This is a genomic window from Desulfoscipio sp. XC116, from assembly GCF_039851975.1.
In the GTDB taxonomy this organism is placed as follows: domain Bacteria; phylum Bacillota; class Desulfotomaculia; order Desulfotomaculales; family Desulfallaceae; genus Sporotomaculum.
Genome location: NZ_CP156660.1, coordinates 2,553,633 through 2,566,365 on the forward strand (window position 1 = coordinate 2,553,633; position 12,733 = coordinate 2,566,365).

Here is a 12,733-nt window from a genome sequence, read left to right on the forward strand (position 1 = left end):
GTTGATAATTTGACCGAATACGCTCATAACAGCAACTGGCAAGAAATTATATCTTACCCGTTGGGTAACCGGACGAGTAAACCCAGAAACAAAGGTCTGACTATGGTAATCGACAAAGGCATGGGCCTGGGTGAAACCCGGGACCTGTTACAAATTAATTATCAGCACATTGATTTTATCAAGCTGGGTTTCGGCACGCCCGCGCTTTATGCCGCAGGTACTCTGGAGGAAAAGATTCAGCTGGTTCGTTCCTATAACATTGATATTTACCCGGGGGGCACCTTTTTGGAAGTAGCGCTATGGCAAAACAAAATCAGGGAGTTTCTCGACAGATGCAATTTTTTTGGCTTTACGGCCATTGAAGTTAGCGACGGGACCATACCCCTGAGCGGGGAGGTGAGAGAACAAGCAATTGCGCTAGCTGCGGAAAAAGGCTTTAGGGTACTGACTGAAGTAGGCAAAAAAAACAACGACGTTCAAATCCCTGTGAAAACACTGGCCCGGATAGCCCTGCGTGATTTGCAAAACGGCGCTTACAAGGTTATACTGGAGGGCCGTGAATGCGGTCTGAATGTGGGACTTTATGATGCCAGAGGCAAAATGGCGGATGATGATTTGCAGCTGTTAATGGATTATATCAGCGATCCATCATTGATTATCTGGGAAGCACCGCTTAAGACTCAACAGCAGGACTTAATCGCCCGGTTTGGGTCGGATGTTAACCTGGGAAATATTCCGCCTCAGGAAGTGCTCGCGGTAGAGGCCCTGCGAGTGGGCTTGCGGGCCGATACCTTGCAGCTGGCCATAGACAACCTGGAAGAAATCTAACTGCTTAACTTAGCATGGTAATACAATGGACAGCGGCGGCATATATTTACTAAAAATTGTCATTGCGAGGCGAGATTATGAACGGAGTACCACTGCTTGTAGCGTTACTCCTGGTGGGCATTATTGCCCGCTCTAATTTAATTGCCACCGCTGCCTGCGTATTACTGATTATAAAATTTACCAACCTGAATTTTATATTTTCCCTGTTGGAAAAAAGAGGCCTGGAAATAGGCTTATTATTTTTATTACTGGCCATTTTAGTACCTGTGGCCAGCGGTAAAGTAACCGAAAAAGAATTGTTAGGCACTTTTACGTCACTGCCGGGCATACTGGCCATCCTCGGAGGGGCACTGGCCACCCATTTAAACGGTGAAGGATTGCGGTTATTGCAAATCGACCCGGAGATAATATTCGGCCTGCTGATTGGCTCGGTATTCGGCATTGTTTTCCTAAACGGTGTCCCTGTGGGACCGCTGATGGCAGCCGGATTAACCGCACTGTTTCTGGAAACAATCCACTTATTCAAGTGAAAGCAAAGTTTTATAATCTATGTTTTCGCCAATGCCAAGTTTATTCAGTATAACAGTCAGTTCTTTCGGCAATGGGACGGTGAATTCAAGGTAATCACCGCTGCGAGGATGCATAAACCCCAGAATATAAGCGTGCAAAAACTGACCATTCAAACCAAAATGCGGTTTACCCGGCCCGTATTTGGAGTCCCCTACCAGCGGGCAGCCAATATAAGCCATATGCACCCTGATCTGATGGGTGCGCCCCGTTTCCAGGCGCAGCTTCAACCATGTATAATTACCCGCTCGCTCCAGCACCCGGTAACGGGTCACCGCTGCCTTGCCATTGCGCTGGGTTACAGCCATTCTCTGCCGGTCCCGGGGATCCCGGCCAATGGGTGCGTCAACCACCCCCCGCTCACCGGCCGGAGCCCCATGAGCCAGGGCCAGATAGCCCCGGCGAACGCTGTGCTCCTTTAACTGGCCCGCCAGGTTTTCGTGGGCCAGATCATTTTTGGCTACCATTAATAAACCCGAGGTATCCTTGTCAATGCGGTGTATGATGCCGGGTCGAAGCACCCCGTTTATACCCGAAAGGTCTTGACAGTGATGCAATAATGCATTAACCAGCGTTCCCGCATAGTTTCCCTCCGCCGGGTGCACAACCATCCCTCTGGGCTTGTTCACTACAATAACATCTTTGTCTTCATAACATATAGCAAGGGGAATGGATTCCGGACGCACTTGAAGCTTTACGGGCGGCGGTACGTTCACCACTATCGCATCGCCTTTTTTTAAACGATAATTGGCCCGGGACGTTGCCCCGTTCACCGTGACGACACCATCACTGATTAGCTTTTGCACAAATGACCGGCTCAGCTGCTCCTCCCTGGATGTTACAAAAACATCCAGGCGCATTCCGGTATGCTCCGCATCCGCCAGGTACATTTCAGTTTTTGGCACTGTCATCCACCCTTTGCCGTTCCTCTTTATCACCGCGCCAAATATCGATAATCAATAGCAAGGCTCCGATTACTATGGCAGTGTCCGCCAAGTTAAAAATCGGCCAGACCCGAAAATCCAAAAAGTCAATGACCCGTCCCAGGCGCACCCGGTCAATTAAGTTGCCCAATGCACCGCCTACTACCAGCCCCAAGGCTATACGCGCCCAAATTCTTTTCCGCGGCAAATACCGGTACCCCACAAGCACACCGACAATTACCAGCAGCGTGACAATAATAAAAAAGGTGGTCCGATTGGCCAGCACACCAAAGGCAGCCCCCGGATTCAATATATAAGTAATATAAAACACCGGCGGGAACACAGGTATTGACTCCCCCGGCAGCATACGCAATGTGATTATGTACTTGGAGAACTGATCCACTATCATTGCAACCAAAACAATAACAATAAAGCGCAAAGTTTAAAACCCTCCCTAAAATATAGCACTATATGATATAATACCACATGTTAATGTATTAAAAACAAATTGATATTCTTTTTTAGGAGCCCATATCTATGTACTGGATTCCCGCCACCTTGTGGATGGCCCTGATATACTACTTATCCGGACGCACGGGCAGTGAACTTAAATCATTGTTTCCATTAATAGAAAACTTCAACCCGGGTCATATAGCAGCCTACTTTGTACTGGCACCCTTGTATTATCTGGCTTTATATAAGCATAACCACAACCGTTCTTTTATGAAAGCATTTTTATTATGTCTTTTATACGGCATTACCGATGAAATACACCAGCATTTTATCCCCACGCGTTTCCCCGATATATATGATTTAGCCAGGGACCTTTTAGGTGCCGGGCTGGGATTAGCTATAGTTTACCTGGCAAAAAAGAAAAGGGGCCTTAAATCCCACGGTAAACGATAAATAAATGAGAAGGAACTCCCCACTTATAGAAGCGGGAGTCTTGGAAATTGATGCGCTAATTAATTGCACTAATTGCTCTTTTCTAAAAATTTTTAATCTTAAAATTTTTAGAAAAGCAGGACTTTTTCAAAATTAAGAAGAAATTTATTATATAATGCAATTAGATTATTTTGAAATATTCTGGCTTGGTAAATTTAGCTAGGAATCAAAAAAATTATGTGGCCATGAATTTTTCAGAATAGCTAATCAACTGAAACAGTTATGTTTATCTTTAGGGGGGTTATGATATGCAAGATGTTGTAATAGTAGCAGGTGCTCGCACACCCATCGGCGATTTTGGCGGCTCACTGCGTACCGTTACCGCCGGCGGACTGGCCGTTACAGTAATTAAAGAAGTGCTTAAACGCTCCGGCATTAACCCGGCGGAAATTGATGACGTAATCCTGGGCTGCTGCGTACAAAGCAGCGAAGAACCCAATATAGGCCGCACCGCGGCACTAATGGCCGGACTGCCGGACACAGTACCTGGCATGACTATTCAGAGACAATGCGCTTCAGCTATGCAGGCGATTATTTCCGGTTACCAGCAGATTGTTACCGGCGACTCGGATATTGTTTTGGCCGGCGGCACTGAAAGCATGAGTACAGCCCCTTATGTGCTGAAAAAAGCTCGCTGGGGTATGCGCCTGCAGCACGGCGAATTTACCGATGCGTTATGGGAAACGCTCACCGACCCCATACATAAAATAATGATGGGAGAAACAGCGGAGCGACTGGCCGAAAAGTACAGCATTACCAGGGAAGAACAGGACATTATTGCTTATCGCAGTCATAGGAACGCTATCAATGCCATTGAACAAGGTTACTTTGCCAAGGAAATTGTACCTGTACCGGTTCCCCAGCGTAAAGGAGATCCCGTGCCGGTAGACCGGGACGAACACCCCAGAGCGGAAATCAGTCTGGACAGCCTTGCCAAGCTGCGTCCGGCGTTTCGCAAAAACGGCACCGTGACGGCTGGTAACGCTTCAGGATTAAATGATGCCGCCGCGGCAGTATTGGTCATGTCCCTGGATAAAGCCCGGCAATTGGGATTAAAGCCGCTGGCCCGCATTGTCAGCCACGCCAGGGCCGGGGTAGAACCCGATTTAATGGGCTACGGCCCTGTGCCCGCCATTAAAAAAGCGCTGCAGCGGGCCGGAATGACCCTGGCGGATATGGACTTAATCGAGTTAAACGAAGCGTTTGCCGCCCAGTATCTGGCCTGTGAAAAACTGCTGGATGTAAACCGGGATATCACCAACGTTAACGGCAGCGGCATCAGCCTGGGTCACCCGGTAGGCTGTACCGGAGCCCGTATCGTAATTACACTGCTGAATGAAATGGAGCGGCGCAACGCTCATTACGGCCTGGCTTCACTTTGCGTTGGCGGCGGCATGGGAACGGCTATTATAGTGGAAAGAGAGGTTTAAAAAGTGACTATAAAACTTATAGGCGTTGTGGGAGCGGGCACAATGGGCAACGGCATCGCCCAGGTAGCCGCCAAAGCCGGTTATCAAGTAATTATGCGCGACATTACAGACGCATTTGTAAACCGGGGACTGTCAGTTATTGAAAAAAACCTGGCCCGGGACGTTAAAAAGCAAAGGATGACCCCGGAGGACGCAAGTCAAACGCTAGGCCGCATCAAGGGTACCACTTTGCTGAACGACTTGGCCGACTGTGATTTTATTATCGAAGCCGTAATTGAAAAAATGGAACTTAAAAGAGAACTCTATGGCGATCTGGATCAAATTTGCAAGCCCGAAACTTACTTTGCCTCCAACACCTCCGGGCTAAGTGTCACTGAAATGGCCGCAGTAACCAAAAGAGCCAATAAATTTATCGGCATGCACTTTTTCAACCCTGTACCCGTTATGAAATTGGTAGAGTTAATCCGGGCTGCTGAAACAGATGATGATACAGTAAAAATAACCCGTGAACTGGTCCAACAGATGGGCAAAGAGAGTATTATGGTTAATGAGGCGCCTTTGTTTGCCGTCAACCGCATACTGGTCCCCATGCTTAATGAGGCTATGTTCGTGCTCATGGAAGGAGTCGCTACCGCCGAAGACATTGACAAGGGCATGATGCTGGGCGCCAACCACCCCATCGGTCCCCTGGCCCTTTCCGATTTAATTGGACTGGACACTTTACTCATGGTATGCGACACCCTATATATGGAAACAGGTGATTCCAAGTATCGTTCCTGTCCGTTACTAAGAAAACTGGTGCGGGCCGGACATCTGGGCCGGAAAACCGGTCGCGGATTTTATAATTACAGCTAATAAGCTTCTGCTGGAAAAAGGGGAGGGAAAAATGATGGAATGTAATCAAACAGTGGGCAGCGAGGCTTCCCCGGTGATCAACAGATTTATGTTTCGCCAAGTAGAAAATGTACTGTATGAACACTCCGCGGTAGATGAGGTGGCGGTAATAAACGCACCCGGCAAAGACGGCGGAGAGTGTCTGGTTGCTTATATTGTGCTGCGGGTTGACGGTATTACCGAAGCCGACATATTCACTTTTATGAAGCAAAGCAACCAATTAACGGATGATAATCTGCCGCAGGTAATTAAATTTGTCCCCAGGATCCCCAAGTCACCCAGCGGAAAGGTATTAAAAATGAAGCTTTTGGAGCAATATTAATAATAAGCCATTAATAGCAAGTATTTTCATCATATAGCCATAAAAAACCCGCCTAATTACAGGGCGGGTTTTTTTATTTATTAACCTTCTGCCGGAAATAATAATAAAAAAAATCTGAGGGGGCTGTTTTGCGTGAGAAAAAAACAATTTAAGACCAGCGGTACCGCCAGATCAAGGCGCCGCCCATTAAGAGCATGAATACTGTCTGTATACTATGCAACGCCCTGGGGGAAATAACCCCTCATTGTTCCTGCGGGCATATCATGCTGGATTCCGGCCCGGTTACGGATTACGCCGGGCCGTATAGCCCTTATTTTAACATGAGCTTCAAGGGCGATTGCTGCCATCACCTTTTTACATGTCCTGTCTGTGGAGCAGATAAAGTAATTAGTGTGCCGTTGCAAAAAATTTAACGGCACATTTATAATCACTGATAAATTCCCACCGGGTATATACCGACGGAAAACATTTTGCCAATTTAATCAGGTCTCCAAACTATCACCATAAAACCCTTACGGCATATTATATAGATATATTACTTTGGTGAAGGGAGGCCGTGTATATTGTCCAATAATGCAAATCCTTTTACATTGTTCTTAATTCTCGTTTTGCTGCTCCTTAGTACCGATAGCAAAGCCGATGTTAAGCTGGGATTTGTCAGGGGGCTGATCGACCAGACATCGCGTTCATTAAATACCCTCCGTGAAGGCATTACAGCTATGAATGCCAGCTATGAACATGCACGTACCATGTTTATGAATTTAAACAAGGAACCCGGTGATCCCCAATAATTTAACCGTGAATCAAAGCCGGCAGGCATTTAGTGCATATCCAGACGCTTTGGCCCTTTCTCCGGCATGGTAAAACGATAACCTCGTCCTCATTTTTACCACAGCGAAAGCAGACCTGGGGAATATATGACCCCGGGTTTTGTTTTACATGCATTTCCACCGCATGTTCATCGAAATCTGCCGTTTCCCGGGTTTCCAGCGTTAAAGCGCCCCGGGGGCATACCCCGATGCAAAAACCGGCCCCGTCACACAGCTCTTCCCTTTTCACCTTAGCCTTGCCGTTTTCAATAGTGATAGCACCTTCTACGCATGGGCTTACACAAAGACCACAGCCATTACACTTCTCTTCGTCTATCTTAACAATTTGTCTCTTGGCCATGTTTATTCACATTCCTTCCTTAAGGCACAAAACGTCATGAAAGAATACCTTTCAGACCCGTCACCTCATATGTTGTTTGTTAATTGCCATTAATATACCCCCTTTAGGAGGCCATTACAGTAAGCAAATTCGCTATTTCGGTGTGATATTGCTCACAGTGATTTCATAGCGCGTAATAATCCAAAATAAAAGTGCATTCACCAGGCGCATAGGCCTGTTAATTAATGATCTATCCGGTAAATATATTAATAGCACATATTACGGGAGCGGAAAATGACTATTACAAAAAAAGCAGAATTACTTACCGCTGTTTTTCTTGCCATCGCAGGTGCCATACTGTTAATAAACCTGTTTGGGCACATGCAATTCAACATTGAAGCACTGCAGTTTCGGGTAACGGCCCAGATTAACGAAAAAGGCTATACCGAGGTGGAAATACCGCCCCTGGGCACCGTGCGGGCTCACACCCACACCGCACCGCTGTCAGTGTCCCTGCGCTTGGAAAACATTGACCTTGAGTTAATCCAGCAATTATTAAGCAATACCAGCGGGCGCGACGAAGTTATCGAGCAAGGCAAAACCGTACTGCGACAAGTGGCCGCAATATTTGCCGTCAAGTTACTGGCGCTGGCCGCGCTGGGGGGAGCGCTGGGCGTCTTTCTCACCCGCAAGGGAAGTTTAAAAAAATATATTACCGGTTCAATGGCCGGCATGCTGCTGGCAGGCGCTTTACTGGCCACAGCTTATTATACTTACAATATCAGTGCTTTCCGCAACCCACAATACTCCGGCGCGCTTCGCGCAGCCCCGTGGATGGTTAGCCTGGCTCAGGAAACATTCGGAAAGATCGAAACACTAAGCGATAATCTGGAAGTTATCGCCACCAACCTCAACCAGCTCTACGAGCGGGTGGATAATCTCCGGCCGCTTGGCGAAACTACAGGGGAGCTTAAAGTACTGCATATATCCGATTTACATAATAACCCGGCCGGGATGGATTTCGTATTGCGAATGGCCGACCTGTTTGATGCCGACATGATTATTGATACGGGAGATATCAGCGACTTTGGCACCCCGCTGGAAACATTGCTGCTGGAACAATTGAATCATATTGATATACCATACTTTTTCATCGCCGGCAATCACGACTCACCGGCTATTATAAATAAAATGGACCAAATTCCCAACGTAACCGTTGTTAACGGGCTGGTGGAAAAAAACGGGCTGTTTTTCTACGGCATGTCCGATCCGTCTTCCGCCGGTAATACAGTAACTCCGCCTGATTTGAGCACTATTCCCCGGCTGACCCGACAGCTTATTGATAGAATTGATCAAATCGCACCGCAAGTGGATATCGCACTGCTGCATAATGATAAAATGGCCCGTTCACTGGCCGGCCATGTGCCGGTGATATTGTTCGGGCATAACCACCGGATGGCCATAACACAACAAGAAGGCAGCATTTTAATTAATGCCGGCACCTCAGGCGCGGCCGGCCTGCGCGGCCTGCAGACCACGCAAATACCTTATTCGGTAGTGCTGCTGCACTTTCTCCCCGATGAAAGGGGTCAAAAACGACTGGTAGCGGCAGATGCTATTTCGGTAAGCAACCAGGAGCAAGGTTTTACACTGAATAGAAAAAGATTTGACGTCCGGGAAAAGTTAGCTCCTTAAGGTGCCGGGTGTTAAAAAGTTGAAAGATTTAATCTTTCAACTTTTTAACACCCGGCACCGAGGAATTTTACTTTACAGGCAGGTTTTTATAGCTTAAGCCAGAAATAATTTACAGATTGGCTGCTCAGAAAGTTCGGCTGTTTACCACCGGGCCTATAAAAAAAGCATCACGACATCTTGGAAGGAGATGGAATATTTATGCCTATAGCGCAAAAAATAGAAGGCTTCTTATCTGCTTCATCCTGGATCCGCAAAATGTTTGAAGAAGGGGAGAAACTGCGCAAAATATATGGGGCGGACAAAGTGTATGATTTCACGCTGGGCAACCCCAACGTGGAGCCGCCCGAAGCTTTTCACCGGGAATTGCAAAAGATTGCCGCCAACCCCGTACCAGGCATGCACAGGTACATGAGCAACGCGGGTTACGACGAAACCAGGCAGGCCATTGCCGACGTGCTGGCTGAAGAAACCGGCCGGCCCGTAACACCCGGCCATATTGTTATGACTTGTGGAGCAGGCGGCGGGCTCAACGTGGTTTTAAAAACACTGCTTAACCCCGGTGAAGAAACAATTGTTATCACCCCCTATTTCGTGGAATACCGTTTTTATGTGGACAACCATGGCGGTAAAGTACGAGAAGTGTCCACGTCCGCAGGTTTCCAGCTGGACCCGGCAGCAATAGCAGCCGCCGTTGGTCCCCAAACCCGGGCCATCATCATCAATTCACCCAATAACCCTTCCGGAGCGGTTTACCCGGCAGAAGCACTGGCCGCACTGGGCCGGCTGCTGCAGGAAAAGGAAAAGGAACTGGGCACAGCCATATACGTAATTTCAGACGAGCCCTACGCCAAAATTGTGTATGACGGTGTTGCTGTACCCAACATATTCAACCATATTAAAAATTCTATTATTGTTACCTCCCACAGCAAGGATTTGGCACTGCCCGGTGAACGCATCGGCTATATTGCGATAAACCCGGACATTGCAGACAGCGAAATTATTTTCAACGGGCTGGTATTTTGCAACCGTACTTTGGGTTTTGTCAACGCCCCGGCGCTGATCCAGCGCCTGATAACACCGCTGCAGCGGGAGACCGTCAATATTGATGACTACCGGGAAAAAAGAGATATTATTTATAATCACCTCACCGGGCTGGGGTTTGAAGTAACCAAACCGATGGGCGCGTTTTATTTCTTCCCCCGCTGTCCCATTGAAGATGATGTGGAATTTATACGTCGGGCCCAGGAATATAACTTGCTGCTGGTCCCCGGCAGCGGGTTCGGACTGCCCGGTTATTTCAGACTATCTTACTGCATAGACATGCAAATTATCCGCAACTCGTTACCCGCTTTCACAGAACTGGCCAAAGAGTTTAAATTATAATCAAATTTAAGGGCTTCTTAAATTACGCAAAGTAAAGAGGGGAGATTCTTTATACATATAAAAGGTATCTCCCCTCTTCAATAATTAACAAAAACCCTATCTGCAATCAACCGATACGATGAAAAAATCCCCGGACCAAAAACATCCGGGGAAAAACCACAAGCTTTGTTAATCGTCTTCAGTCAGCAATATAACTTTTTCATGCATATGCATATTTAATTGTTCCAATACTTTTTTCAGTGACTCGGCGTCTTTAAGGTAAAAACCACTTTTCCATCGATCAATAAGATAATCGATAAATTCCATATAACCGTTAATCATAGTTAAAGTATACAAATCTTTAAAACGGTTATTGTTTTCCGGCTGGCAGTTGTGTCCGGGAGAATTTTTGTGGGTCAGTGCAAAGTTGGACAATGTTTCATCGTCCCTGGCCCAGGTAAGAATCCCTTCGTGAACAGCAACTTCTTCTCCGCAAATATCACAAACAAACCTGGACATCAAATATTACTCCCCCCTTGAAAAAGACATAAGGACTTCCCCTATGCTATAATATATCATAACACCGGCAAGCTAACCAGAACCTAAATACGGCAGGCTTTATTACCGGTCCAGGCTGCCGGGCCGACACGTATGTTGATTTTAATGATATATCTCTTGGGAGGTTTAAGAACTAATTATGCGGCATTGGTACGTTGAAGACGCCGGGGGCGGCTGCAGGGCATTTTCCGAAGTGCTGGTACTGGTCTGCGAACAGCCCCGGCTCATATATAAAAGGTTTTTACCGCTAACCTGGGACAATAAACTGAGCATGGAAGAGATGGCCCGCGGAAAGGTACTGGAAATGATGTGGGAAGCGGGAGTCGGACAGGATGACCACCTGTACGTTTGCTCCGGTAATATTTTTTTCGGGTTGCATAAATGGCTTACTGAAAACGGCTACCACTGGGAAACCGCTAAAATGGAAGGCCTGGCCCATGAAGTGGCCGAAAACACTTTTCAACAGCAAATTGCATCTGCAGGTTTTCCCGCCGAAATACGACTTGAGGAACGCAACTACCGGGATTATTACCGGCAGGTTGACGCCTGGATCAAAGAAGACCCCACCCGTATTCAATATATAAAGGATATGAAAGTAAGGTGTAAACCGGCCCGCTTGCGTTACCTGTTAAAAGGCAATGCCGGCAGTACCCGCATCTGCTCTCACTGCCACAAAAAAATATTGCCTTACAGCCCTATAGTTCAGTATCGATTTAGAGAATTCGGCAAAAAAAAGAGCCGCTATTATCACCCCGATTGTTCACCCGTCAAACCGCATAAAAACAAACTACAGCAAGCGTACATTGATTGGCGGGGCGAGGAGCTGCACGGTGTTATTTTACCTGCCCGGGAAACTCTTCCCTGTAAGGTATGCGGACAGGAAGTCCCAGCCGGAACCAAAGCGGTGCATGCCCATAAAAATAAAGAATTAATTTTTGGCCACCCGGATTGTTTTAGACACCTGAACAAAGATAATGGCAACAAATAATACCCCCATATATTAAACAGAAGTAATTAACCGGGGCGTAAAGTCAAGGTAATCAGCACTGGTTAAATGGAAATTTATATCCCAAGCCTGATCCGGCAGCCTATACCGGCAGGCCTTGGCATGCAAGTGTCCATACACTACAGTTTCCACTTCATATTTTCGAAATAATTCTATAAAACCGGAATAGTCATGTTTTTCATTAGTTGGCATATAGTGCATCATAACTAATCTTGGTCCTGTTTGAACACTTTGCAATGAATTCTCCAGCCGTATCAACTCCCGGCGATAAATTTTTTCGTCTTTTTCCTTAAAAAATGCACCGTTGGGACAAAGCCAGCCACGAGTGCCACAAACACTAACCCCGTCCAGCCCGACATGATCATTTTGGATTAATTGGACATTAGACGGGACCGCTTGCCTGGCCCGGGAAATGCTCTGCCACCAATAATCGTGATTGCCTTGCACACAGATCAGCCGCCCCGGCAGCAATCCCAGATAATCGAAATCCGGGCGGGCTTCATCAAGCCGCATAGCCCAGGATATATCCCCCGGCACCAACACTACATCATCATCTTTAACCAACCGGCGCCAATTTTCATAAATCCTGCGGGCATGATTATGCCAGGTGTAGTCCATCTCTTCCATGGGCTTGTACTCCCTGTTTTCCTCCCAATTATCCACATGCAGGGCACCCGAAAAAGACAGGTGCAAATCGGCAATGGCAAATATCTTCAATTGTTTTATCCCCCTGTGCAAGCTCCAGGTAAAACTATCATCCGATGGAGACGTAATGATTATTCTTTTCGCCTGTCAGGATATTTATTCCTGCCTAACAAGATGCGTTCATCATAGGGTTTTTATTGCTGCCGTGGAGGAATAAATAACCCCCTAGCAATGCACTAATGCATGGGGGATTATTTTAAAGCTAATTTCTTTTAAACCTTTTTAACTAATCAACAATCAATAAATTATTTCTTCTCAGCGCTATATCCGCCAAAACCCACAAATCCCATACCAAACACCAGCAGTATCAGGATCAGAAACAGGATGAAGCTGCCATCAAAATAAGTTC

At 46.8% G+C, this 12,733-nt stretch carries 15 protein-coding genes; 10 read left to right on the forward strand and 5 right to left on the reverse strand.

All coding sequences use genetic code 11. From position 1 onward, the window contains the following. The first annotated feature begins 9 nt into the window (after positions 1-9). A complete protein-coding gene (locus ABDB91_RS12235; protein WP_347487996.1) occupies positions 10-828 on the forward strand; it encodes a phosphosulfolactate synthase in 819 nt (272 codons plus the stop codon). Between the two features lie 77 nt (positions 829-905). Continuing rightward, positions 906-1,358, forward strand: coding sequence for a DUF441 domain-containing protein (locus ABDB91_RS12240; RefSeq protein ID WP_347487997.1), 453 nt, complete (start codon positions 906-908; stop codon positions 1,356-1,358). Here the strand turns inward: ABDB91_RS12240 and ABDB91_RS12245 are convergent. Next, positions 1,347-2,285, reverse strand: coding sequence for an RluA family pseudouridine synthase (locus ABDB91_RS12245; RefSeq protein WP_347491598.1), 939 nt, complete (start codon positions 2,283-2,285; stop codon positions 1,347-1,349). The two genes, ABDB91_RS12240 and ABDB91_RS12245, sit on opposite strands and share 12 nt — an antisense overlap. Before the next feature lies 1 nt (position 2,286). Then, complete coding sequence (lspA, locus tag ABDB91_RS12250; protein ID WP_347487998.1) at positions 2,287-2,757, reverse strand: signal peptidase II; 471 nt, start codon at positions 2,755-2,757, stop codon at positions 2,287-2,289. Between the two features lie 98 nt (positions 2,758-2,855). On the opposite strand from lspA, the gene ABDB91_RS12255 reads away from it, so the two are divergent. The 5 genes from ABDB91_RS12255 (at position 2,856) to ABDB91_RS12275 (ending at position 6,700) form a co-directional block, all read left to right on the forward strand. Continuing rightward, a complete protein-coding gene (locus ABDB91_RS12255) occupies positions 2,856-3,224 on the forward strand; it encodes a VanZ family protein (RefSeq protein ID WP_347487999.1) in 369 nt (122 codons plus the stop codon). 287 nt (positions 3,225-3,511) lie between these two features. Beyond that, positions 3,512-4,693, forward strand: a complete 1,182-nt coding sequence (locus ABDB91_RS12260) for an acetyl-CoA C-acetyltransferase (protein ID WP_347488000.1) — start codon at positions 3,512-3,514, stop codon at positions 4,691-4,693. Positions 4,694-4,702: 9 nt separating this feature from the next. Next, the gene (locus ABDB91_RS12265; RefSeq protein WP_347491599.1) at positions 4,703-5,548 is read left to right on the forward strand and encodes a 3-hydroxybutyryl-CoA dehydrogenase; all 846 of its coding nucleotides are present in this window, start codon (positions 4,703-4,705) and stop codon (positions 5,546-5,548) included. 31 nt (positions 5,549-5,579) lie between these two features. Further along, positions 5,580-5,909 (forward strand): class I adenylate-forming enzyme family protein, encoded by a 330-nt coding sequence (locus tag ABDB91_RS12270; RefSeq protein WP_347488001.1) that lies wholly within the window; start codon positions 5,580-5,582, stop codon positions 5,907-5,909. A 563-nt stretch (positions 5,910-6,472) separates the two neighbouring features. Further along, the gene (locus ABDB91_RS12275) at positions 6,473-6,700 is read left to right on the forward strand and encodes a hypothetical protein (protein WP_347488002.1); all 228 of its coding nucleotides are present in this window, start codon (positions 6,473-6,475) and stop codon (positions 6,698-6,700) included. Position 6,701: 1 nt separating this feature from the next. Here the strand turns inward: ABDB91_RS12275 and ABDB91_RS12280 are convergent, their stop codons facing one another. Beyond that, the gene (locus ABDB91_RS12280; protein ID WP_347488003.1) at positions 6,702-7,079 is read right to left on the reverse strand and encodes a 4Fe-4S dicluster domain-containing protein; all 378 of its coding nucleotides are present in this window, start codon (positions 7,077-7,079) and stop codon (positions 6,702-6,704) included. A gap of 273 nt (positions 7,080-7,352) precedes the next feature. On the opposite strand from ABDB91_RS12280, the gene ABDB91_RS12285 reads away from it, so the two are divergent. Together ABDB91_RS12285 and ABDB91_RS12290 are read left to right on the forward strand one after the other, a co-directional pair. After that, the gene (locus ABDB91_RS12285) at positions 7,353-8,753 is read left to right on the forward strand and encodes a metallophosphoesterase (RefSeq protein WP_347488004.1); all 1,401 of its coding nucleotides are present in this window, start codon (positions 7,353-7,355) and stop codon (positions 8,751-8,753) included. 198 nt (positions 8,754-8,951) lie between these two features. After that, positions 8,952-10,136: a pyridoxal phosphate-dependent aminotransferase gene (locus ABDB91_RS12290; RefSeq protein WP_347488005.1), complete on the forward strand. Its 1,185-nt coding sequence runs from the start codon at positions 8,952-8,954 to the stop codon at positions 10,134-10,136. 168 nt (positions 10,137-10,304) lie between these two features. On the opposite strand, the gene ABDB91_RS12295 is transcribed toward ABDB91_RS12290, so the two are convergent. Beyond that, positions 10,305-10,634 carry a hypothetical protein gene (locus tag ABDB91_RS12295; protein ID WP_347488006.1) on the reverse strand — a complete coding sequence of 110 codons (330 nt, stop codon included), beginning with the start codon at positions 10,632-10,634 and terminating at the stop codon, positions 10,305-10,307. A 178-nt stretch (positions 10,635-10,812) separates the two neighbouring features. Here ABDB91_RS12295 and ABDB91_RS12300 point away from each other — a divergent pair, with 178 nt between their 5' ends. After that, positions 10,813-11,661 (forward strand): hypothetical protein, encoded by an 849-nt coding sequence (locus tag ABDB91_RS12300; RefSeq protein ID WP_347488007.1) that lies wholly within the window; start codon positions 10,813-10,815, stop codon positions 11,659-11,661. Between the two features lie 12 nt (positions 11,662-11,673). Here ABDB91_RS12300 and ABDB91_RS12305 read toward each other — a convergent pair whose 3' ends face one another. Then, positions 11,674-12,396 (reverse strand): metallophosphoesterase, encoded by a 723-nt coding sequence (locus tag ABDB91_RS12305; protein ID WP_347488008.1) that lies wholly within the window; start codon positions 12,394-12,396, stop codon positions 11,674-11,676. Between the last annotated feature and the right edge of the window lie 337 nt (positions 12,397-12,733).

Coding starts and splice junctions, on each gene's coding strand:
- ABDB91_RS12240 (WP_347487997.1), top strand. CDS start 906: ATGAACGGAGTACCACTGCTTGTAGCGTTACTCCTGGTGGGCATTATT.
- ABDB91_RS12245 (WP_347491598.1), bottom strand. CDS start 2,285: ATGTACCTGGCGGATGCGGAGCATACCGGAATGCGCCTGGATGTTTTT.
- ABDB91_RS12255 (WP_347487999.1), top strand. CDS start 2,856: ATGTACTGGATTCCCGCCACCTTGTGGATGGCCCTGATATACTACTTA.
- ABDB91_RS12260 (WP_347488000.1), top strand. CDS start 3,512: ATGCAAGATGTTGTAATAGTAGCAGGTGCTCGCACACCCATCGGCGAT.
- ABDB91_RS12270 (WP_347488001.1), top strand. CDS start 5,580: ATGATGGAATGTAATCAAACAGTGGGCAGCGAGGCTTCCCCGGTGATC.
- ABDB91_RS12280 (WP_347488003.1), bottom strand. CDS start 7,079: ATGGCCAAGAGACAAATTGTTAAGATAGACGAAGAGAAGTGTAATGGC.
- ABDB91_RS12285 (WP_347488004.1), top strand. CDS start 7,353: ATGACTATTACAAAAAAAGCAGAATTACTTACCGCTGTTTTTCTTGCC.
- ABDB91_RS12290 (WP_347488005.1), top strand. CDS start 8,952: ATGCCTATAGCGCAAAAAATAGAAGGCTTCTTATCTGCTTCATCCTGG.
- ABDB91_RS12295 (WP_347488006.1), bottom strand. CDS start 10,634: ATGTCCAGGTTTGTTTGTGATATTTGCGGAGAAGAAGTTGCTGTTCAC.
- ABDB91_RS12300 (WP_347488007.1), top strand. CDS start 10,813: ATGCGGCATTGGTACGTTGAAGACGCCGGGGGCGGCTGCAGGGCATTT.